18 protein-coding genes are annotated in these 22,484 nt (G+C 63.1%); 4 read left to right on the top strand and 14 right to left on the bottom strand.

The window, feature by feature from the left end:
- Window positions 1-163: 163 nt before the first annotated feature.
- From ACFC3J_RS00175 to ACFC3J_RS00150, 6 genes are all read right to left on the bottom strand, one after another.
- Complete coding sequence (locus ACFC3J_RS00175) at window positions 164-805, bottom strand: GntR family transcriptional regulator (protein ID WP_375194189.1); 642 nt, start codon at window positions 803-805, stop codon at window positions 164-166.
- Between the two features lie 216 nt (window positions 806-1,021).
- Window positions 1,022-1,909 carry a Coq4 family protein gene (locus ACFC3J_RS00170; RefSeq protein WP_375194188.1) on the bottom strand — a complete coding sequence of 296 codons (888 nt, stop codon included), beginning with the start codon at window positions 1,907-1,909 and terminating at the stop codon, window positions 1,022-1,024.
- Entirely contained in the window at window positions 1,906-3,015 is a 1,110-nt protein-coding gene (locus ACFC3J_RS00165; protein WP_375194187.1) for a Gfo/Idh/MocA family protein, read from the bottom strand. The genes ACFC3J_RS00170 and ACFC3J_RS00165 overlap by 4 nt, the downstream gene beginning before the upstream one ends.
- A gap of 91 nt (window positions 3,016-3,106) precedes the next feature.
- Window positions 3,107-3,766 carry a TetR/AcrR family transcriptional regulator gene (locus tag ACFC3J_RS00160; protein ID WP_375194186.1) on the bottom strand — a complete coding sequence of 220 codons (660 nt, stop codon included), beginning with the start codon at window positions 3,764-3,766 and terminating at the stop codon, window positions 3,107-3,109.
- 76 nt (window positions 3,767-3,842) lie between these two features.
- The gene (locus ACFC3J_RS00155) at window positions 3,843-4,598 is read right to left on the bottom strand and encodes an SDR family NAD(P)-dependent oxidoreductase (RefSeq protein ID WP_375194185.1); all 756 of its coding nucleotides are present in this window, start codon (window positions 4,596-4,598) and stop codon (window positions 3,843-3,845) included.
- 85 nt (window positions 4,599-4,683) lie between these two features.
- A complete protein-coding gene (locus ACFC3J_RS00150; protein ID WP_375194184.1) occupies window positions 4,684-5,955 on the bottom strand; it encodes a TetR/AcrR family transcriptional regulator in 1,272 nt (423 codons plus the stop codon).
- A 114-nt stretch (window positions 5,956-6,069) separates the two neighbouring features.
- Here ACFC3J_RS00150 and ACFC3J_RS00145 point away from each other — a divergent pair, with 114 nt between their 5' ends.
- From ACFC3J_RS00145 to ACFC3J_RS00135, 3 genes are read left to right on the top strand one after another with little or no spacing between them, the layout of a single operon-like run.
- Window positions 6,070-6,933, top strand: a complete 864-nt coding sequence (locus ACFC3J_RS00145) for a TauD/TfdA dioxygenase family protein (RefSeq protein WP_375194183.1) — start codon at window positions 6,070-6,072, stop codon at window positions 6,931-6,933.
- An 18-nt stretch (window positions 6,934-6,951) separates the two neighbouring features.
- A complete protein-coding gene (locus ACFC3J_RS00140) occupies window positions 6,952-7,797 on the top strand; it encodes a hypothetical protein (RefSeq protein WP_375194182.1) in 846 nt (281 codons plus the stop codon).
- Between the two features lie 10 nt (window positions 7,798-7,807).
- Entirely contained in the window at window positions 7,808-9,544 is a 1,737-nt protein-coding gene (locus ACFC3J_RS00135; protein ID WP_375194181.1) for an amidohydrolase family protein, read from the top strand.
- Between the two features lie 34 nt (window positions 9,545-9,578).
- On the opposite strand, the gene ACFC3J_RS00130 is transcribed toward ACFC3J_RS00135, so the two are convergent.
- The 6 genes from ACFC3J_RS00130 to ACFC3J_RS00105 all read right to left on the bottom strand — a co-directional run bounded on the left by ACFC3J_RS00130 (window position 9,579) and on the right by ACFC3J_RS00105 (window position 16,847).
- Window positions 9,579-10,082, bottom strand: a complete 504-nt coding sequence (locus ACFC3J_RS00130; protein ID WP_375194180.1) for a nuclear transport factor 2 family protein — start codon at window positions 10,080-10,082, stop codon at window positions 9,579-9,581.
- Window positions 10,083-10,240: 158 nt separating this feature from the next.
- Window positions 10,241-10,597, bottom strand: coding sequence for a hypothetical protein (locus tag ACFC3J_RS00125; RefSeq protein ID WP_375194179.1), 357 nt, complete (start codon window positions 10,595-10,597; stop codon window positions 10,241-10,243).
- Between the two features lie 203 nt (window positions 10,598-10,800).
- Complete coding sequence (locus ACFC3J_RS00120; RefSeq protein WP_375194178.1) at window positions 10,801-12,741, bottom strand: NAD(P)-binding protein; 1,941 nt, start codon at window positions 12,739-12,741, stop codon at window positions 10,801-10,803.
- Window positions 12,742-12,940: 199 nt separating this feature from the next.
- Entirely contained in the window at window positions 12,941-13,627 is a 687-nt protein-coding gene (locus ACFC3J_RS00115) for a hypothetical protein (protein ID WP_375194177.1), read from the bottom strand.
- Window positions 13,628-13,681: 54 nt separating this feature from the next.
- Window positions 13,682-13,915, bottom strand: coding sequence for a hypothetical protein (locus tag ACFC3J_RS00110; RefSeq protein ID WP_375194176.1), 234 nt, complete (start codon window positions 13,913-13,915; stop codon window positions 13,682-13,684).
- A 520-nt stretch (window positions 13,916-14,435) separates the two neighbouring features.
- Complete coding sequence (locus ACFC3J_RS00105) at window positions 14,436-16,847, bottom strand: TonB-dependent receptor (RefSeq protein ID WP_375194175.1); 2,412 nt, start codon at window positions 16,845-16,847, stop codon at window positions 14,436-14,438.
- Window positions 16,848-17,207: 360 nt separating this feature from the next.
- On the opposite strand from ACFC3J_RS00105, the gene ACFC3J_RS00100 reads away from it, so the two are divergent.
- On the top strand, window positions 17,208-18,629 hold the full coding sequence (locus tag ACFC3J_RS00100) for an NAD-dependent epimerase/dehydratase family protein (RefSeq protein ID WP_375194174.1): 1,422 nt from the start codon (window positions 17,208-17,210) through the stop codon (window positions 18,627-18,629).
- Between the two features lie 432 nt (window positions 18,630-19,061).
- On the opposite strand, the gene ACFC3J_RS00095 is transcribed toward ACFC3J_RS00100, so the two are convergent.
- Together ACFC3J_RS00095 and ACFC3J_RS00090 are read right to left on the bottom strand one after the other, a co-directional pair.
- On the bottom strand, window positions 19,062-21,503 hold the full coding sequence (locus ACFC3J_RS00095) for an alpha-L-rhamnosidase C-terminal domain-containing protein (RefSeq protein ID WP_375194173.1): 2,442 nt from the start codon (window positions 21,501-21,503) through the stop codon (window positions 19,062-19,064).
- Window positions 21,500-22,471 (bottom strand): alpha/beta hydrolase, encoded by a 972-nt coding sequence (locus ACFC3J_RS00090; protein ID WP_375194172.1) that lies wholly within the window; start codon window positions 22,469-22,471, stop codon window positions 21,500-21,502. The genes ACFC3J_RS00095 and ACFC3J_RS00090 overlap by 4 nt, the downstream gene beginning before the upstream one ends.
- Window positions 22,472-22,484 lie beyond the last annotated feature (13 nt).

Here is a 22,484-nt window from a genome sequence, read left to right as displayed (position 1 = left end):
AGCAATCCCCTCCAGACCTTTTTCATATCATATATGATCTGGCCTTACCGTCGTAAGCGGTGGCTCTCACCTCGTCAAGTAGCTTTGAGGGGGATTATGTTAGCGATCCCATTTTGAGAGAAAAGCCCCCGCATCGGCCCGGCCAGCCGTCGGGGACGGATTGTCAGATGGCCCTGTCCATGCGCCGGCGCGAATGCATCAGATGTTCCCGAACCGCTTCCTCGGCCGCCGCCGGATCGCGCGCCAGCAGCGCGGCAATGATGCGCCTGTGTTCGTCCGCCGCGGCGTCCGGCGCATTGGGTTGAGCGCTGTTCTGATACAGCGACCGGAAGATCTGAAAATGCGCATGAAGCCGCTCGATCGTTTCCTCGATCAGACGATTGCCGCTGCCATGGGCAATCAGGCGATGCAACTGCGCGTCCGCATCCGCGATCTCCGCATAGGCCTGCTCGCTGCGATCGACGATCGAGTCCATCTTTTCCTGAATCGCCTGTAGGGCAGCCAGCTCCTGCTCATCCATGGATTCAGCGGCCCGGGCGGCGGCATAAGGCTCCACCAGCAACCGCAGGGCATAGAGGTCCTGCACTTCCTCCGGAGTCATTGGGGGAGAAGCGCGATAACCTACATTGGTGGTCTTATAGACCAGCTTCTCGGCCTCCAGCTGGCTCAACGCCTCGCGGATCGGCGTTTGGGAAATGCCCAATTGCCTTGCCACGCTGTCGATCGGAATGCGTTCGCCGGGGGCGATCTTCACGGTCATCAGCATCGAGAGCAGATGGCGATAGGCGCGCTCGACAAGGGTCATGCCTCTCGAGGAACGGTGCGGAGAGACTTTGCGGTCGGTCGATGACTGGGGTTCTATTGTATCCGGCATGGCAGGTTTCAGCCTATCATATCGGGGCCGAAAACATATAGGATATTTTTTGCCCGCCCTTTTCCGCCACTGACCGGCATGTCCGGACTCGCGCATCACGGCGCCCCGAACGGGAGCGGACGACAGCAGGGTAAAGCAGGTCGACTGTCAGGGGATGATTTCCCGTCCCTCGCCAAAGATCAGCGACGCCTCCCGGCTGTCGACCGGCCCGCGATGTCCGCGCCAGCCCAGCGCCTCGCGCGCCTGCGCGGGCGGCAGGTGCAATATGTCCTCGAACCGGGCGGAAAACAGCATGTCGGACTGTTGCCCGACCTCATAGCCATAACTGAGGTTCCGCCACAGGTCGGGCCAGGCGCCGGGATAGTGCAGCATGGTCCGCGTCATCCAGGGAAACATGATAAGCGTATTGACGGTCATCAGCGCCCCTGCCAGTTCCGCGCCCAGATGGCGAAAGGCGTTGCCCGTCACCACGCCGGTAATGAAATATTCCGCGATGGTCCCAAACCCGATTTCGCCCAATATATGATAGCAGTCATGCGTCTGCCCCATGCGCAAATTCCAATAGTCCAGCGCATTGGCGGGTTTCCAGTCCGGATCGGCCAATATGCGGGAATTCAGTTCGGGTGAGAGATCATATTCATCCATATAGTCGAACAGTTGCCGACCGACCGTTCCTTCGGGATAGGCGCGCAGATCTTCCTTGGAATAGGTCGAAACAAAGGCTTCGCTCAGCCAGCGATCGAAGGCGGGATTGTTCGCCCGCTCCTGCGCCACCAATATTTCGGCCTGTTCGACGTCGCGGACCTGATCGACCGCCTCCATCAGCGTCGGCAGGCCATAGAGCAGCGGATAATCGTGACCGTTGCGGCGCAGGCTTTCGGTCGCCATCCATTCGCGCACCCGCGCATCGTTCAGCCAGCGCGAGGAGCTGACAGGCACGCTGCTCTCCGTGCGGATCTTGCGACGGCCGTTCAGGTAGAAAACCGGGCTGCCGGAGGTGACGTCATGGATTTCAGGGTCTGCATCGGCGCTCATGCGGCAACTCCGGTCATGGGGTGGGATTGAACGTCCAGCCGCGCCAGCAGACTTTGAATGGCGGCGGCGCGGTCGAAATCGGGCGTGACGGGCGTGTCGGCGCGGATCGCCGCGCCCAGTTCGGCATAGAGATTGCCGATCGAAGCCAGCGCCTCGCGAGAGGCGAAGCTGCCGGGATAGGCGCTGTAGCGATCCGGACCGGCGGGTATCGCGGCGCAGTCCAGTTCGGGCGCGATGGCGATCGGCTCGAACGGCCCGCCATGGCGCGCCCCGTGCAGGGCCAGCGCCTCGATCGCGGGCAGCGTGGCGTCGCGGGTCGAAAGCATCAGCGCGCCCTCGCTGCCGTCGATCCGCCAGCTACAGCCCATGCCGCTCAGACTGACCCCCGCCAGATCGAGGGCGAACAGCGCCCCGCCCTGCAGGGAGCCATGACATTGCAGATGGTCGAACGCATCCCGATCGACCGGCGCGCCCTTTTCGTCGACGGGCGGCAGGTGGATGGCGGCGCGCATGGCGCACTCGGCAATCCCGCCGCCGACATGGTCGATAGCGTCCATCAGATGCCCGCCATAAATGGACAGCAGCGTCGTGCCGCCCGCCCGCGTCGCCATGGCGCGCATCTGCGGCCCGAACATCCGGGCATGAACCGTCAGGCCGTAGAGCTGTCCGACATAGCCCTCCGCCACCAGCCGCGCCGCCTGCCGCAGCGCGGGCGAACCACGCAGATGCAGGCCGATCATCGCCTTCACCCCCTGACGGCGGGCCAGCGCGGCCAGTTCGTCCGCCTGTTCGACGCTGATCGTCAGCGGCCATTCGCAATAGACATGCTTGCCCGCATTCAGCGCCGCATGGGCGATGGCGTAATGATGCGGCGCCTTCACGCAGATGGCGACCAGATCGATATCGGGATGCGCGCTCAGCGCCTCATGATCGGTGAACCAGTTCGGCGCGCCGAACTGGGCGGCGGCCCGGCGGGCGCTGTCCTCCCGCGTGGTGCACACGCCCTGCAAGGTGAAGCCGGGCAGATGCTCGATGACCCGGCGATGCACGCCCGACCCCCAGCCATAGTCCGGATTCGCGCCAACCATGCCCACGCGGATCACCACCGGCGCCTCTCCTCTACCACTCCATTTTTTTGATACTATACTCTCAGTCTAGTTTGGAGTCCAGCGCGCCGATGAAGGTCTGTTCCTGTTTTCACGCCGACAGGAACTGGGCGATTTCCTCGCTGACCAGTTCCAGGCTGATGTCGGCATCCGCCCGCGACAGCTCGCCCCGCGCCACTTCCGCGCAGAGTATCGCCACCCGGTTGAACAGCAGCCGGACCCGCGCCCGCTGCCGCCGCGCCGCATCTTCCGGCCCCTTCGCTTGGGCAAAGCCCGTTCCCTTCCCTGCGGCCGCCAGATCGATCAGCGCTTCGGCATCGCTCAGGATGCGGGCGCGGAAACGCCGCTCGAACAGCTGAAGCTGCGCGATCAGCGACGTCACGTTGCGATGCTCCAGATGGATGCCGACAAAATCGTCCAGCCATTGCCTGATCCCGGCCCGGTCGCCCCGCGTCAGCGCCGGGAGCCGGGCAAAGAGCGCGGCCGTCTGCGGCGCAATCTCGTCGTAGATGGCGCAGGCCAGTTCGAACTTCGATTCGAAATGGGCATAGAAGGTAGCCCGGCTGACTCCTGCCCCCCCGATGATGTCGTCGATCCGGGCGTCGCCATAGCTTGCCTCCGCGAACACCTGCCGCGCCGCAGACAGGATGGCGGCGCGCGTCGCCGCCCGCCGCCGTTCCAGATAGGCCGCCCGTCCGCCTGCGACCGGGGCGCCCTTTCCGTCCGCCTTGTCTTCCGCCGCTCCCGCCATCGGTCCCCTGCCTGATCGATACCACCACCCTATGGGACATCGCAGGGGCATGGCACAACGGTCATTATGGCCGCCGTCAGATGGCGGTCACGCCCCCGTCGACCAGCAAGGGCTGGCCCGTGATGAAGCTCGCCGCATCGGAACAGAGCCACACCACCGCTTCGGCGATTTCCTCGGCCCGCCCCATGCGGCCCATCGGGGTCATCGATTCGATCATGGCGCGGGCCTGCGGATTGGCCACGGCCTGCGCCGTCATCGCCGTATCGATGACGCCGGGGCAGACCGCATTGACGCGAATCCCCGCCTTCGCCCAGCGCAGCGCGCCATGGCGGGTCAGGCCGACCACCCCATGTTTCGCCGCCGTATAGGCGGGCTGCGCCGGATTGCCGACGACGCCGTTGATCGACGCGGTGTTGACGATCGACCCGCCGCCCTGCTTCAGCATCACGGCAGCGGCCTCCCGCATGCAGAGCATCACGCCCTTCAGATTGACCGACATCGCCCGGTCCCAGACGGCATCCTCATATTCGTCCAGCGCGACCGAGTTGATCCCGGCATTGTTGAAGGCACAATCCAGCCGTCCGAACCGGTCGAGCGCGGCGGCGACCATCGCCTTCACCTGCGCCCCGTCGCTGACGTCGCAACGCTGATAGGCCGCCGTCCCGCCCATGTCGCGGATCAGCGCCACCGTTTCCTCGCCATTGCCGTCATGCACGTCGCTCACCAGCACACTCGCACCCGACCGCGCGAAGGCAAGGGCGCTGGCCCGGCCGATTCCGCCTCCCGCGCCCGTCACCATTGCCACCTTGCCCTGCAAACCATAATCGATCATCGCATCCACTCCTGTCCGTTGGATGCACTATGACTTTACGCAAATAGCGGTCAATAACGAATATTGATGATGAAATGCGGATGCATCAGAGCAAGCCGACAAATCCATCGAGAAAAATCGTAACCGCGCGCGTCGCGAAAAGCCGGCGATCTGCCGGTGGGACCGGCCCGCCGCCGGCGAACAGGCGGTTGCCCCTGATCGCAAGCACGAGTAGCTCGCGCCCATACCATGAAAGGTTCCCGCGCAGCCCCAGCGACGCGAGCCAGTCCGACAGGGCCGCGACCCATGGCGCGCGCACGATCGCGAAGACGGCCCGTGCGCTTTCGCCGTCACGGCGCGACTGGCTGATGGCGATCCGGTGGAGTTGGATGGAGGATTCCGACGCCAGACTGCCGATCGCCTTCTCCACAAAATGCGCCAGCGCAGCGCGATCCATGACGCCGGGCGGCAGCGCAGGCAGCGTGGCGGGGACCAGTTCATGCGCCCGTTGCCGAACGGCAGCCGCGAACAGCCCCGCCTTGCTGCCGAAATGCCGGTAGAGCGTGCCCCGCCCCACCCGCGCCTCGGCGCCGATCAGGTCAAGACTCGCGCCCTCATATCCCTGATCGAGAAAATGGCGCCCCGCCACATCCAGCAGCGTGCGGATATGGTGCGGTGCGGCGGCAGGGCGATCAACCGGCGCATCGGCATCGCCAGACACGGCGTCTTCCCCTGTCGCGATCGCTCCGGTAATACCTTGGGAAAACAGCCGGGCGACGCGCTCCGATATAAATTGTCGATCGGCCGGCGGGGGCGAAGGAAAGCCCATCAGCACCGCCGGCCCCTCCACCGCCAGCGACCCGAAGTCGAGCGCCATGTCCAGCGGCACGGGCTGCGTCACGCCCTGCCGCCGGGCATAATCCTCCAGCGCGTGGCGCACCGGCTCCATCCGCCGCCACTGGCCTTCCTGCAGGCTGACCGCGAGATCCGGCATGCGCTGCGCCACGCTTGCCGCGACCCAGAGCGCGCTGAACATGCCCTGATCCTGCGCCGAATCGAGGATCGCCCGCGCCAGTTCAGCCAGCTCGATTCGCGGATCGCCCGCAGCCCGGTGCACGGCCTCCGCCCGCGCCGTAAACTCCTCGCCCGCCGCCTCCAGCGCAGCGCGGAACAGCGCCTCCTTGTCGGCGAAATGGCGGTAGATCGTCTCCTTGCTGACGCCACCGGCCCGCGCGATCGCATCGATGCTGACCGCATCCAGCCCCCGCGCCACAAATGCCGCACGCGCCACCGCCAGCAAATGCCGCACGCGCTGCGACATCGGCTCTGACCGCCCTTGTTCCGCCGCCTCTATGTCGCGCTGATCCTGCTGCCCCATGGGCGCGGCTATATCAGCTTGGACGCCGGATGCACCCCCACCCCGATCGGAACGCCTTGACGATAACCGAACGGTTCGATACCGTTCGTTCACAGAAACAAGGAGAGCGAGAGGATGACCGACGCCTTGTGGCAGGAACGGCCGATCGAACCGTTCGGCGTGGAAATCGACGTCCGGCTGGACGGGCCTTGGCCGACGGGCTTCGAGCAACGGCTGCTCACCCTGTTCGACCGGCACAAGCTGGTCCTGTTCCGCAACCAGCAGCTGAGCGAGGCGGAGCAGGTCCGCATCCTCTCCCTCTTCGGCAAGGTCCTGGGGTCGAAGGGCGAATTCCGGGAGATTTCCAGCGACGGCAATCTGGGCGCCGGGCCGCTGACATGGCACAGCGATCTCGCCTTCACCGAGGCTCCTTTCAAGATCCTCTCCCTCCATGCGCTGGAGGTGAATGACGGCCAGAGCTGGACCGCCTTCGCCAATGGCGTGACGGTGCTGGAAAGCCTGCCGGCCAGCCTTGCCGAGAAACTGGACAAGCGCGACGCGGTGACGGCGCTGGCGCTGATCCAGTCGCACCGCGCCGTGGAGCATGAGGTTCCCGACTTCGTGCCGCAGCAGACCCGGCCCGCGATCATCCCCCATCCCCGCACGGGCGAGCCGGTGCTTTACATCAACCATATGCAGACGGCGCGGATCGATGGCCTTCCCCGTGAGGAAAGCGACGCGCTGCTCGATGCCCTGTTCGACGAACTTTACGCCGAAGACCGCATCTATCGCCATCGCTGGAACCGGGGCGATTTCCTGATCTGGGACAATATCGCGCTTCAGCACAGTCGCTGCGACCTGACGGGCATGACGCCCCGCCGCCTTCAGCGCGTGTGCGTGGCCGACAAGAGCTTCTTCGAACTGCTGCCGCAATTCCAGATTGGCGACCCGCGCATCAGCGCCTGGGGGTCGGGCGGCAGGAAGCTGGAACTGAATTAAAGCGAGGAGAGGATGGCCATGGCCGAAATACCCTATCTGCTGCGCGGCGTGATGCCGGTCAGCACGGACAGCAGCGTGCTGATTTCCTCATCCAAATATCTCAACAATCCGCGACTGCGCGAATGGCTGGCGATGATCTGCCTGCGCAAAAACGGCGCCGACATGCCGCCGCAGGCAGAGATGCACGAATTTATCGGCATATTGGATTCGCTGCGGGACTATGATGCGGTGGAGCAAATGTTCACGCAGGAACGCAAGGTCAATCCGGAACTGGACGCCTGGTTCAGCGAAGGCTTCGTTTCGACCTATACGATCGACGACTTTAGCCAATATGCTCCCGGATCGCTGGGCGGCATCTTCTACGAGCAGATGCATTCGGGCAATTATGAAATTCAGATCACGCCATGGCGCGAACCGAAAACCCAGCTTGATTATTATAATCTCCGCTCCGGCCAGACCCATGATTTCGAACATATTCTCTGCGGCGGCGGCTTCAACTTCATGGGCGAGCTGGTCCCCTACTGGTATCGGCTGACCAATGTGCCCAAATTCATGAAAAATCCCAAACTGGCGGCCGAAGTGAACCTCATTCAGATCTTCGGATCGCTGCGCTACACGGTGCGAACCATGCTCCATTATCCGCATGTCTGGCCCACCTGCGTCAACGCGATCCAGCGCGGCATGCGGGTCGGTCAGGAAAGCGACGCCCTGTTTATGAAGAAGCTGGAGACGGTCTTCCACCTGCCGCTTGGCGAAGCGCGGGAGGCGCTGGGCGTGCGCGGCGTGGTCGATGTGAACACGGATCGCGAAGGCGCCTATTGGGCCGAACGCGCCCCGCTGCAATCCATCCTCGAACCGGCCTGACGGGCACGCCATGACCATCATCCCCACCTGCGATCTGCTGATCCGCGGCGGCACCATTGTCGACGGCAGCGGCGGCGATCCCTTCACCGGAGACATTGCCGTTCGCGACGGCCTGATCGTCGGCGTCGGTCAACTGGAAGTCGGCGAGGCGCGTGAGCGGATCGACGCCGCCGGCCTGACCGTCACGCCCGGCTTCGTCGACATTCACACCCATTATGACGGGCAGGCGACCTGGGCGGAGGAACTCTCCCCCTCCTCCTCCCATGGCGTCACCACGGTCGTGATCGGCAATTGCGGCGTCGGCTTCGCCCCCTGCCGCGCCGATGATCGCGAACGGCTGATCCGGCTGATGGAGGGGGTGGAGGATATTCCCGGCGTAGTCATGGCCGAAGGACTGCGCTGGGACTGGGAAAGTTTCCCGGATTATCTGGATGCGCTCGAATCGCGGCGCCGGGACATCGACATCGCGGCGCTGCTGCCGCACAGCCCGCTCCGCGTCTTCGTCATGGGCGAGCGCGGCGCCCGGCGAGAGGCGGCGACGGCGCAGGATCTGGAACAGATGCGCCGCATCGCCCGCGAGGCGCTGGAGGCCGGGGCGATCGGCTTTGCCACCTCCCGCCTGCTGATCCACCGCACCAAGGCGGGCGAGAACATCCCGACCTATGCCGCCGATGTGGAGGAACTCAAGGCCATCGCCGGCGCCATGCGGGATGCCGATACGGGCGTGCTGCAAATGGTGCTCGACGCCCCCTTCTCCAGCTGGGAGAGCGAATTACGGCATCTGCTGGCCGTCGCGGAATCGTCAGGCCGCCCCGCCACTTTCACGCTGGGCACCTCCAATCAGGGCGAGCCGGTGTGGAAGGAGGCGCTGCGGATCTGCGACGCGGCGAATGAGAGCGGCGTGGCCGTCAGCCCGCAGATCCTGCCACGCCCGGTCGGCATGATTTCAGGCTTTGAACTGTCCACCCACCCCTTCTGCCTGTGCCCCAGCTATGAGGCGATCGCCGCGCTCCCGATCGAGGAGCAGCTCGTCCATCTGCGCGATCCCGCCTTCCACGCCCGTCTGCTGGGGGAAGCCCCGCGTGAGGGCCATCCGCTGGCGATGATGACGCGCAACTGGGACTGGATCTTCCCGCTGTCCGATCCGCCCAATTACGAACCGCCGCTGGAAAGCAGCATGGGCGCGCAGGCCCGCGCGCGCGGCTGCACGCCGGAGGAAGTCGCCTACGACCTGCTGATGAACGGCGGCGATGGGCGCGGCCTGCTCTACAATACGCTCGGCAATTATTATCAGGGGCGGCTCGATGCCGTGCACGACCTCATCAATCATCCCGGCACGGTCATGGGGCTGGGCGACGGCGGCGCCCATTATGCCGCGATCTGCGACGCCAGCTATCCGACCTTCCTGCTGACCTACTGGCTGCGCGACCGCAAGGGACCCCGGCTCGCCCTGCCGCAGGCGATCGCCGCGTTGACGGACCGTCCGGCCAAAACCATGGGGTTGCGCGACCGGGGCCGGATCGCACCGGGCTACAAGGCGGATCTCAACATCATCGACCTTGATGCCCTGCGCCTCCACGCGCCGGTCGTGCGGCACGACCTGCCCGGCGGCGGGCGGCGGCTGGACCAGTTGGCGACAGGCTTTGTCGCAACGATCGTATCAGGGCAGACCGTCCGCCGCCACGACCAGCCGACCGGCGCCCGGCCCGGCCGAGTCGTGCGCGGCGCGCAGGCGGCGCCGATCTGAAATGCGCCGAAAAGGCGCATTACCAAACCCATTCTCAAGCCGCGGACGGCGCGCCCGAAGCCAGCACGGTGATCGATCCGTCCTCGCCAATCTGTTCGGTGAGGATGGATGTCTGGCGGCTGACGCTTTCCGCGATCCACCAGCGGCCGTCCTGGCGGCGATAGACGTCCTCATATTCGACGGAGAGGCGGACCACATGGCGCGGGCCGGTCAGGATCGTCCGGAAATTGAGCGACCACAGGCCCTTCGCCTCATCCGGTCCGGTCAGGCTGATGTCCCAGTTGGTGGCGTGATGGAGGTCATAGACGCCGCCCTGACAGGCCATGCTTTCATAGACGGCGACAAAGGCATCCCGGTCGGTGAACAGCGGGAAGCCCTGATAGTCGATGCGCACGGTGCCGGGCAGGAAACAGTCGCGCACGACCTCCGGCTGCTTCAGGTCGCAGGCGCGCAGATAGCGTGACTTGAGCAGGCGGATCTCTTCCTTATCCTCCAGCGTCTGAAGCCGCGTGGCGAGATTTTCGATGCTGAGGGACATGGGCTTCTCCTTGCAATGGCGCCCCGCTCTAGCGGCGGGCCGGACCCTTCTAGCCAAGGAGGATCGAATACGCAAATCAAAGGCAAATGTAGCGATAACCAGCCGTTTGCGTTCAGAATGAGGATAGTATCAGCGAATGTTCGGGAATCGCTCGCGGTTCAGGAAAGCAGCCACTGCTGCGCCTCTTCCGCCGAAAGGAACACCTGCAACTGGTCGGTGGTGGACAGGCGTTGCGCCTGCAATTTCCCCAGCGCGGACCGGACCACATAGGCGGCACGATCATTGGGCACGCAAATCAGGATCGCCTGAATCCCGGCCATTTTCGCCATGACGGATGCGGGCTGGACCAGACTTTCCCGGCCGTCGACCAGAACGCGCGCGCTGCCATAGATGCGCCTGATTTCGGCCGCCTTCGCCGACAGCCCCGCGACATAGTCGTCGGCGTCGGTATCGGACCAAAGGCCCCTGACGATCACATGCAGGAATCCGGGCGCCTGCCACTGAAATTCAAACATCCCGCTCCCTCCGCCCTTATCGCCCTGCCTGCCGCAAGCCCGGCCGGCAGAGCGGGAACGACATATATCCCAAAATATGAAATGCCCGTTAAAATGGGATCAGGCGCGGCGCAGGGGCGCGATGAGCGGCATGAAGGGGCGGCGCGCTCATCCGCTCCACCCCTTCAGGGATTTCAGGCCATTATCCGCTATTGGCCGTAAGGTCAGGCCGCCTCGGTTTCCGCCGGCACACCGTGGAACTGATAATCGGCCAGCTTCAGGCTGCGGCTTTCATTCCAGTAATCGACGAGGCGGAAGGGCCAGGACACGATCACCTTGCCCTTGCTGTTCTTATAATAGGTCTTCGCCTTCGGGTGGCTCCAGATCATGTTCGGCATCTGCCCCTGCACCCGCGCGTTGAACGCGTCGCAGGCCGCCCGGGTCGGCTCCAGCGCCGTGTGGCCGGTTTCGACCAGATGATCGAGACATTCGATCACATAATGGACCTGCGCCTCGCTCAGCAGGTTGATGCCCGCGCCGTGGTTGGGACCGCTGTTGGGACCGGTCATATGGAAATAATTGGGATAGCCCGGCACGGTCAGGCCGAAATAGGCTTCGGGATCTTCCTCTCCCCATTCCTCGCCCAGATTGCGGCCGTCGCGGCCGATAATCTCCAGCGATCCGGTCATCCGCGCCAGATTATAGCCGGTGGCGAAGAGGATGACGTCGAACTCATGCTCGACGCCGTCGACGGTGCGGATGCCCTTGGGCGTGATCCGCTCGATCCCCGTCGTCTCCAGCGCGACATTGTCCCGCATGAACATGGGCAGCCAGTTGGTGTCCATGACGATCCGCTTGGAAAAGACCGGCGCGTCGGGCGTCAGTTTCTCGATCAGATCGGGGCGGCCCGCCAGCTTCACATGCATATTGTGCATGCAATAGTCGCGCAGCTGCGCGTTGGCGGCCGAAATGGTGAGGTCCTTGTCGTGCCAGTCGGGGTCCATCAGCAGATTGGGATACAGGCCGTCCGACCCCGTCCAGTAGACCGAGAAGCGGAACCATTCGAGATAATAGGGGATGTGGCGCATCGCCCATTTGATCGGGTCGGGAACCGGCAGGCCCGCAATATGGTTGGGCAGCACCCAATGGCCCGACCGCATGAAGACGGTGAGGTTGGCGACATCGCCCGCGATCGCCGGGCCGCACTGCGCCGCGCTCGCGCCGGTGCCGATCAGCGCGACCCTCTTGCCCTTCAGCTCCACCGCCGGGTCCCAGGCGCCGGTGTGCATCTTGACGCCCTGAAAGTCTTCCAGACCGGCGATCTTCGGCCATTCCCAACGGCTGATCGGGCCATGGGCGTTAATCACGACATTATAGCGCCGCGTCTCCTCCGCGCCGTCCTTGCCGCGCATGGTGACTTCCCACTGGCCGTCCGCCTCGATCCAGCGCAGCGTCGTTACCATGGTGTTGAACCGGGTCCTGTCGCGCAGCCCATATTTGCTGGCGACCCCGGCCAGATAGCCCTGCATCTCGCCGCCGGACGGAGTGTAGGTGGTCCAGTCCGGATTGAGTTCGAAGGAATAGGAATAGAAGTGGCTGGGCGTGTCGACGCCGACGCCGGGATAGCGGGCGCTCCACCAGGTGCCGCCGATTTCCGGATTCTTCTCGACGATCTCATAGGGGTAGCCCGCCTCGTCCAGCTTGATCGCGGCGGCCATGCCGGTGAGGCCAGCGCCGATGATCAGCGCCTTGTAGTCGGCGGGGATGCGCTTGCGGGCCGGGCGACCGGAACGGTCGGGCTGGGGACCAAGGCCGGTCTGCTCCAGCAACAATGGGATGAATTCCGGGTCGACCGGCTCGCCCATGCCCACGCTCATGATGCGGTTGAGCAGATCGACCGAAATCGGCCCCTTCGCGGCCGCACCCGGCGTGGTCAGCAAGGCCAGCACCCTGCCCCGCAGGTCGGCGAGCAGCTCGTCCGAGGGATTGGGCAACATACCGAGGCTGGCCGATGGCAGAGCAGGTGCGAAACGGTCCAGCATCTCCTCATCGCGGCTCAGATGCACATAGGTCATCACCAGCGCGCGGACATCGGCCGCCTCCAGCGCCTGCCGCAATTCTTCGTTGTCCTTGAGGGGAAGATTGCCCAGCTTTTCCGATGTCACCTGATCCGCTCCTGTCTCTTAAGTCCCGATGGCGCCGCGCCGTTGCTCCGGCTGCCGCGCCTTGCAGAGCAGATAAATCATAGAGCGATTCGACACAAGTGAGTATTTACTTATCTACTTTCTTTCGGCCGCCATAGGGACGGGGCGCCGGATGAACCCATCCAGCGCCCCGCTCTCCCTTCCGATACTGGATCGTCCCTTATTCCCATTCCACCACGGACAGCACATGATTGGCATAGCCCGGGAACACATAGTCAAACTCGAGCATCATGGTTTCGCCCAGCATCCCGCTCGAAAGAACATCGGTTTCTAGAAAAGCCTGTACCCCATTCTTGCCGTAGGCATAGCGGGTCACGCCCCTGTAGATCGGCGAAGCGTCCAGCCGGGCATCAACTTCGGGGGTGCCGGGAAGCGCGCGATTGTAAACCAGCTTGAGCCTGCCCTTGAGCTCAGGATCATTTTCATTCGCATCCTCCAGGGCGAGGAACATGGATTCGAGGTCCTCCAGGCTTTCCAGCAGGGTTCCATAGTGGAAGCTGTATTCGGGGTCCTCATCCATCTTCTGGCGCATGGCGACGACGGCGGGATGTTCATGATCGGTGCCGACATTCAGCGCTTCATGGATCGCCTGCATCAGATCGCGCTGGGCATCGGGAATGAGCGAGAGATAGACGATGCCGTCACCCCGCGGCTGGTGCCGGGAATCCACCACGAAGCGATAGAAATGCGCGCCGGAAGGCAACACCAGATCCTGCGTCAGCACATAGCCGAGCATGCCGAGCAGCCGCGCCGCCAGGGGGCCTTCCTCCAGCTTCTTATAGTGCAGCGCCATATGTCCCATCGAGCGAGGGCCATGCAGTTCTTCGATCTTCGGCGCAGTCGCCATCTTCAGTCTCCCATTCTCTATTCTTGCGTCATCGGCCGCCCGGTCAGGGACGGATCAAAACCCTGTTTTCCCGGTGCTGGCTGCGCAGCGCTTCACAGGCCGCGAGGAATTCATCCGCCTGCGCAATATCGCGCCGCGCGGCACGTTCAGGCTTTCGCTCAAGCGCAGGTCCGTCCCGCAAACGCCCGCATCCGCGATCTCGAGGGTCATCTGAGCCGGTGCCGACGCTGGATCGGGCAGGGTTTCGATCAGCGGTTTGCCCGCATCCTGAAAGACCGCCGCGGGCATCAGCGATACTCTTTCCCAAGCGTCATTCGTCGACCCTCTCCCTTCGGCACATGGATCTTACGCCTGCACCGACCTGTCAGCTCCACCGTGCGCTAATACGGCAAAGCCGCGATCGTGCCTAGGATTTATTACACTTCGCGTAGCAATAATCGCCGATCAAACCGCAAAGAAAGAGGCATGTATGTTCAAAAGTGTGATAAAATGGGAATTCCGCCCTCTCGGAGCGCAGCCTTCGATCTGGAGGTCGACGAAAGGCGGTCTCGCATGTCGAGCTTCACGCACTAGGGCGCAAACCCGCGACTATATCCGCCGACAGGATGCGCCGCGCCGGAAGATCGAGCGAGTGCCCCAAGGTAACATCGTCCTCCCCGGCTTCCCACATTTGGATGGAAATCAGGTCGCTGTCGCACCTTATGATGCGCGGTTCGAAGGTGTCCGCAAGCCACGCGGGTATCTGACGGGTAAAAAAAGGGCCGGTGGATCGCTCCACCGGCCCTGTTCATTTCCTCGAATAATCCGATCAGAAGCGGAAGCTGCCGGTCAGACCAAATTCGCGAGGGTTCATCACATTGACCAGACGGTAGGCCGAGTCGAGCTGTACATTGCCGGTCGCTGTCGCATAGGTCGCGTTGCCCAGCGAGATGTTCGTGATCCGCTTCTGGTTCAGCAGATTCTTCGCAAAGGCCGTCAGTTCAAAGCGCTGATCCTCAGTGCGGAAACCTACAAAGAGGTTCAGCAGCTCGCGATCCTGATAATTATAGTCGACGCGCTGCGAGTAGAAGCCAGGGCGGTATGTGAACAGCGCACGGACGAACGGCGTGATCGCACCCATCGGCACGCGAATTTCGGTGTTCGCCGTCAGGCTGAAGTCCGGAACATCGGCAAGACGGTCGTTTGACACGCAATAGCTGACATTTCCAGCGCCGGTAACCGCGGGCGTGCTGCCGTTCTGGTTGGGAACACCGCTGCCGTCATAATCATTGCAGGGCATCAGCGCATTGTCGTAACGCGCGCGGGTGTAGGCGACGCTGACTCCGAAATCCCAGTCGCGGGTTACGCGGCCATCAAGCGAAGCCTCGACACCCTTGATCGTCGCGTCACCATTATAATTGAAGTCGTAGAAGCCGGTCGGCGGCGCCGCCACGAAAGATTCATAATAGATGCCGGTGAAGCGGCTCAGATAATTGTCGAGCTTCTGATAATAGGCCGAAAGGGTGTAGTTGAACCGACGATTGGCAAAGCTACCCTTCACGCCGGCTTCGAACGAATCGGTTTTTTCCGGCTTGGTCTGGATGAGGTCATCGCTCACGCCGTCCGGAACGCCGACACCCGTGCTGCCCGCACGATAGGAATGACCATAGGCCGCGTAGACATTCAGTGTCGGCATAACCTGATAGCTGACCGTCAGGCCGCCGGTGAGCGGCTTGTAGGTTCGGCGCTGGAGATCAGCCGGGATGATCTCATAGGCCGGAACCGTAAAGGCGGCGCATCCAAAGTTGGGGCATGCAAGGAAGTTGCCCGGCGAGGTCAGCGACAATTGGCTCGTCTGGTTCGCCTTGATGATGGTGTAACGCAACCCGCCTTCGATCGACAGTGGCCCGCTACGGTAACGCAGATTGCCGTTGAACGACCAGGTCGTCGTGTCGACCGGCACGGCAATGCTCGCCTCGATCGGCAGGTAAGGCAGGGCGCCAAGGTTCGTCAGGCTGTCATCAGCCGAAACCGGGAAGAAGAAGGAGTCGCTCGTCTGCTGTACGCGAGTGGTACCGGTCTGATGGGTGTAGAAGGCACCCAATCCCCATCCGAGACCTTCCTTGTTGTTGGAACTCAGGCGCAGTTCGGCCGTATCCACCTTGTAGGGAATGCGAACATTGGAGGCCGCAACATAATCCGGCACGGAATTGCCGGGATCAAGGTCGCGCGCGATCTTGAGCAGGCTATATTGATGCGCGCCCACGAACGACAGGGTGGCGGGACCAAGATCCCAGTCTGCTGCCAGATTGACGGTATGGGTTTCATTCTGACTACGGAAAGCGCCTTCCGCAACGGCGCCATAGTCCGACGCCTTAAGCGCAGGACCCGAGACATAGTCGGTGTTCGGTACGGCAAAGCCGCCGAACAGGGGCAACAGCTGATAATAGGGCGTGTTACCGGAACCGACGACCTGCTGATACTGGGTGTTGTCTGCGGTCAGATACTGATAGGTCAGATAGGCTGTAAAATCCTCGCTCGGCTTGAAGCCCAGCGTCGCGCGAACGCTCTCCGTGCGGCCATAGGAACGATCATTGTTGCGATTGACGTTCCGCACATTGTTGAGGCGGTTGCCATCGACGAGAGCAGCAACGCGCAGCGCAAGCTTGTCGTTGAACGGCAGGGAAACGCCGCCCTGCACGTTATAGCCCGCACGATCGGTCGCCGTAGCCTGCGCATAGCCTTCGATCTCGTTGAAATTCGGGCGCCGGGTCGCGATGGTGATCGATCCGGCCGGTGCGGAAAGGCCGCGCAGCAGGCCTTGCGGACCGCGCAGAACCTCGACCTGCTGGACGTCGTAGATAGCCGTGAAGGCAGTCTGCGCATCAGTCGGGATCTCGTTGAAATAGATCTGGACCGCCGGGCTGGTGCCCTGATCAGGATCAAAGCTGACGCCGCGCAAAGTGGTCGTGTTGTTGCGGCCCGTCGTATTCGTCATCTCCAGGCCGGGCGAAAGCTGCTGGATATCCTTGGCATCGAGCAGGTTCAGCTTCTGGATCTGCTCACCGGTTGCGACATTGACGCTCATCGGCACGTTCTGGAGCGAACGCGCTTCGCGGGTCGCCGTAACAATGATTTCACTGGACGCTTCACCGTCCACAGCGTCCTGCGCCCATGCGTGAACCGGCAAGCTCAGCGCCGTTCCCGCCATCAATGTAGCGAAGCCGAAAACCTTCCTCATGACATCCTTTCCTCGTGCGCGTGGTGCACGCCTGATTGCGTTAGGCGGCCGACTAGACAGACAATTTCGGCACGGCAACCGCGCAGAAGTCTCTCTTGCCATTTTTCGAACGTATCCGTATCATAATGGCAACAGTCCCGGAATGGCAATTGTCAATTTGCGTTTTACGATTTTGTTTTTTATACGCATCCGCTGCAATTATTGTTCATAATATGGCGATTTGCGAACCATAAATCCCATATTATGGCACTGACACCATCGCATGGACCGCAATCCACCACCGTCAGGCGTCGCCCTTGATATTTGAACGATAACGTTCTATTTGCGGCTCGTTGAGCAATTGCAAAGGGGGAGGTCGTCGTGATCGACAGCCGGAAAACGATATTTCTGACCGGCGCGACCGGAAATATGGGCCGTGAAGCCGTGAAGCGAATCGCGGCTCAGGGCGACAGCCTGCGCCTGCGCGTGCTGATCCGACCGGAAGAAAAAGCCCATCCTGTCGTCAAGAACATCCTCCAGAAAAATCTTGCGGAAATCGTGTGGGGCGACCTGACCGATGCGGCATCCATCCGGGAAGGGGTTACGGGCGCCGATGTGGTGTTGCACGTCGGCGCTCTCGTGTCTCCTCTTGCCGACCGCCTGCCTCAGGACGTGGTAACTAAAGTCAATGTCGGCGGCGCGCGCAACATCGTCGACGCCATTCACGCCGTGGCAGACCCGGCCACCACCCGGCTTATCTATATCGGCACCGTCGCGGAAACCGGCAGCCGCAACGAACCCGTCCACTGGGGCCGTTGCGGCGATCCGATCAAGATCAGCGCCTATGATCATTATGCGGTCACCAAGACGCAGGCCGAAGCAATTGTCGCGCAAAGCGGGATCACCCATTGGGTCTCGCTGCGCCAGAGCGGCATGGCGCATTATGACATGTGGAAGATCTTCGACCCGATCATGTTCCACAATCCGCTGAACGGCGTGTTCGAATGGTCGACCGCGAATGACAGCGGGCGGCTGATGGCGGCGATGTGCAGCGATGACTTGCCTGCCGAACTGTGGCGCGGCTTTTATAACATCGGCGGCGGCGCGACGTCGCGCGTGGTGAACCATGAATTCATGGAGAAGACCATGCCCAATTACCGTAAGGTTCTGAAGCCGCACTGGTTCGCGACCCGTAACTTTCACGGCCAATGGTATGCCGATTCCGATCGGCTGGAAGCGCTGGTGCCGTTCCGGGAACAGTCGCTGGCCGACTATTTCAGGCAGTCGCCAAGGCACATGCCCTGGATCGCCCGGGTCATCCCAAAACTGATGCCCGGAGCGGTCAGCAAACGGATCGAAAAACTCGCCAAGGCGCCTGAAGGATCGCTCCATTGGTTTGCCCATGATGAAGAAGCCAAGATCAAGGCCTATTTCGGTTCACGCGCGGCCTGGGAAGCCATTCCGCGCGACTGGGACAGTTTTGCTTTCGCCCAGCCTTCCCGCGAACCGACGCTGCTGAACCATGGCTATGACGAAAGCCGGGCACCCGAGGATTGGCGCGTCGACGACCTGCGTCAGGCTGCGGACTATCGCGGGGGGCAATGTCTGGCGGAGAGTTTCGAGGGACCCGACACCCCCGTCGAATGGCGTTCGTCCGCCGGCCATCGGTTCATGATGACTCCGCGCCTTTATCTGAAAGGCGGTCATTGGTGTCCGACGACGATGCTCGACCCCGCCAGCTATGAAGCGGAAGCTGTGCGCAACCCCTTCTTCGCGCAGGTTTGGGGCGACGCGGCGGGCTGAAACGGACGGGCATAAAGGGTTGAGGATGCCGTGACTTTTCGGCCCATCATCGCTGCGGCAATGCTGTCCGGCGCCGTGCCCCAGCCAGCGGGTCCTGGGATCTGGTTCGGGAAGACCGGTGAATGAGCATCGCCGGCGGATTGCCCGGCTTTTGCAGCGATGCTCTATCCGCCCATGCAAACCGTCAGCGTACCCGCCGATGTCCCGCCCGCTTTCGTGGCGATGGCGATCGACGATCCTCTGTCTGGGTGAGCGGGATATGGTCTGATCGCAAGCTGGATCGCCGCCCGCCGCCTATCGAATTTCACGCCTGCCAGCGGGGCGGGCGCGGTTTCGGCCCTGGCAAGTCCGGCGCGACCCACCGGGCTGGACGAACGCTTTTCTGCGCTGGCTGGACCTTAGCGGTTTCGGCGCGGAGGTCCAGCCAGCCCCTTAACGCATCGGCAGCGTCAGCCGGGTGGTGACACGGCTCAGCGGATAGCGCAGGCCGTTCCAAACGAAATCACCCGGCAAATCGCTGGGCCGGGTGATTTCCGCGCTCAGCCTGTTGCCCTGGACGCGATAACGCACCTTGACGGGGCCATAGGGCGTGACCGCCGACGCGCTCACATGGCGCAGCGTCCCCAGCGCCGGCTCGACCTTCAGCCGCGCATAGCCGGGGGCATCCGGCCCGATGCCCGCAACGATTCCCAGCAGATCGGCAGTGGGATGCGCGCTCCAGGCATGGCTGTCGGAACGGGTCGATGCATTTTTCCCCGCCTGTCCCGCGCCGTCGCGCTCTTCGGGCCATGTCGTGTAGTTGAGCTTCAGCAGCTCGCGCCAGGTGTCCAGCAAACCCAGATAGCGGTCGCCCATGCCCCCATGGGCCAGCGCTTGCGCCAGATACCAGGCGAAATAATAGCTTGTCGCGGTTACGCCTTCCGGTGCGGCGATCCCCTTGCCCGGCGCCATGATGCGATCCGCGATGGAGCGGGCTTCTTCCTTCGGCGCGACATCATAGAGGATGGCGAGCGCGTTCATATGCTGGCTGAAGCGGTCGCCATCGGGATTGTCCGCGAACAGTCCGCGCGCGGGCACCCAGCAGCGGGACCGGATCGCGGCCTTCACGGTTTCGGCGCGGGCGGCATAGCGCTGTCCTGTCACCTTGTCGCCAAAGGCCGCCTCGATCGCTGCGCCCTGCTGCAAGGCGCCAAGCCAGTGGGCGCTCATCAGGCAGCTTTCCTGCGCGTCCTTGCCATAGGACGGAAATTCCGTCCGGTCGGTCGCGGATTGCCCCACCCAGTCAATGAAATTCCATTGCGGATTTTTGGTCAGCAGGCCGCGTTTGCCCCGATATTTCTCGAACCAGTCGAGTATCTCGCGCATGCGGCCGATGTTGCGCACGACAGGCGCCGGATCGCGCTGGCGCATCCGCCAGTCGTCCAGCATTCCGACCCAGAGCAAGGCGAAGGGCGCAATGACATTATGCCCCCGTGTCGGCCAGGCGCTCTCAATGAGACCCCCATCGACATGGGACGCCGCATAGGCGTCGATCGCCTGTTCGGCGAGACGCGTATCGCCCGACACCGCGTAGGAGATCAGCATTTGCAGGCGCGTATCGCCCGCATATTGCAACTGCTCCCAATAGGCCGTGTCCATGTAGGTTTCATGCGCGTCGATCCGCGCCGTGCGCCAGCCGACGTCGAAAATACGCTGGAGCTGCGGATCGTCGCTCGCAAAGCGCCCCACCTGCTGGAAGGGATAACCGGTTTCGAAAGCGCGCAGGCCCTCCAGCGTCAAGGGCTGATCCTTCGTTTCGACCGCAATCTCCGCATAGCGCCAGGTCCGCCACCAGAGCGGCGCAAAGCGGCGAGGCTGACCGTCGGCGATGAACATATCCCAGATGCCGATGGGCTTACGATCTTCGATCAGATTCCGGTCGCCCTTGAGCCTCTTCGCATCATAGAGCGCTTCGGCCCAGGTCAATCTGATCGTCGCGCCTGCTCCGCCCGAGACGCTGAGTTCCGGATAGGCCGACACCAACGCATCCCGCTGGAGCAGCAGTTTCACCTTGCTGTTAGGCGGAATGATGACAGGGCGCGCGGGGAAGGCCATGGCCTCCGGCAGATCAGCGCGAACCACCTTCCCGGCAGAGGTGGGCACATAGTTTTGCTGCGGCAGGCGGTCGGCGACCAGCGTGCGCGCAGCGGCCTCCGGCGCAGGGACGGCGTCCTGCCAGCCACCACCGCTTTCCTTTGGCCCAGCGGCATCAAAATCGGCCTTGGCGGCATCGATGGTCTCAGGGTTGCCGGCAACATAATACCAGAATTTCTCCTGCCGCCATCCATTGGCAAAACCGCGGCCCGCGTCGCGCTTGACCCTCCAGCCCGGCTTGTCCGTGGCCAGGACGGCTGCATCGCCTTCGCCCATGAGGCGAAAGCCGGTTGCCACGCTTTGCTGAAACAGCGGCGCCGTGTTGGTGAAGAGCGCTGCGCCCTCCGCGGCGGAAATCTGCTTTGCCGTGGCATTGGGCGGCAGCTTCAGCGGTTGCACCCCGTTCCAGACCGTGGCGGCAATGACGTTGACGCCGCGCTTCAGCCAGGGGGCAAGATCGATACTCTCCTCCCGCCAGTGCGCGACATCGCCGGTCGAAGGACCGGACGCCACGCGCTGGCCATTCACATAGAGGATGAAGCGATTATCGGCTGTGACCCGGACGGCATAGCTTTTGGGTTTTGTCTTGAGATCGACCGTCCGGCGGAAATGCAGCACGACGGGCCGCGCCTGAGGCCCGGCCTCGACATGGCTGATCCAGCCCTCCGCATCCGTCTGCGCAATCGCCGCAGGAACGCCAGCGATGAAGAGCACCGGGGCAAGCCACGAATAATTCTTCATCTTTTAATCTCCGAAGCGAGAGCGCGCGCCAGGGCGGCTTCAAGCGCAGCATTGAATTGCCGCGAAACATGCGCCTTGGGGGCAATCAGCTGAAAACCGTGAAAGGCACCCGGCACGACCAGCAATTCCGTCGGCACCGCCGCGTTCACGAGCCGACGGGCGAAGTCGATATCCTCGTCCGCAAACAGGTCGATGGAACCGACCCCGATAAAGGTCGGTGGCAGGCCTCTCAAATCCTTGACGCGAGCGGGCACAGCGCCCGCCGGGGCCGTCCCGCCGCCGGGCGCGCGACCCAGCATCGCGGTCCATCCTTCGCGATTCTGTCTGGCGGTCCAGATGATCTGGCCCATGTTCGGGGGAACCGGACGGCTGGTGCCGGTACGGTCGTCCAGCATGGGATAGACCAGCGCCTGAAAAGCGACCGGGACCTCCTTGCGATCGCGTGCAGCAAGGCTGACCATCGCTGCAAGCCCGCCACCCGCGCTTTCGCCCAGCAGGACGATGCGGCGGCGATCGACCCCCAACATAGCGGCCTCGTCGTGCAGCCATTTGAGGGCCGTGTAATTGTCCTCCATCGGCGCCGGAAAGGGCGCGGCGGTGGCGAGCCGATATTGCGCGCTGACGATCACGCAGTCGAGCCGGGCGGCCAGCGATTTCAACGCCGCCAGATTGTCCCGCGCATCGCCCGCGATAAAACCGCCGCCATGGATGAAGAGGATCGCGCCGCGTGGAGTCCGGGTCGCGTTGGCGACGGCATCAACGACATAGACCGTGACGGGCGGCTGGCCGTTGCGGGCAGGCAGGCGCCGCTCGACCACGCCCTCCGGCAAAGCGCCGGGCTTGGGCGGCGTGAATTGCGCGCCGCTTTGCTGCGCTTGCAGGAGGGCACGCGCCATCGGCCGCAACTCCGGGTCGACCGGCGCGAGGACCGTGTCTGAGACCGGCGCTGCCGCAGTGGTCAGCAGCAAGGCGCTTAATAAT

It is taken from the genome of Sphingobium sp. (assembly GCF_041987595.1).
Taxonomy (GTDB): Bacteria; Pseudomonadota; Alphaproteobacteria; order Sphingomonadales; family Sphingomonadaceae; genus Sphingobium.
The sequence above is the reverse complement of the archived record's forward strand: the minus strand, read 5'-3'. Positions and strand labels throughout refer to the sequence as shown.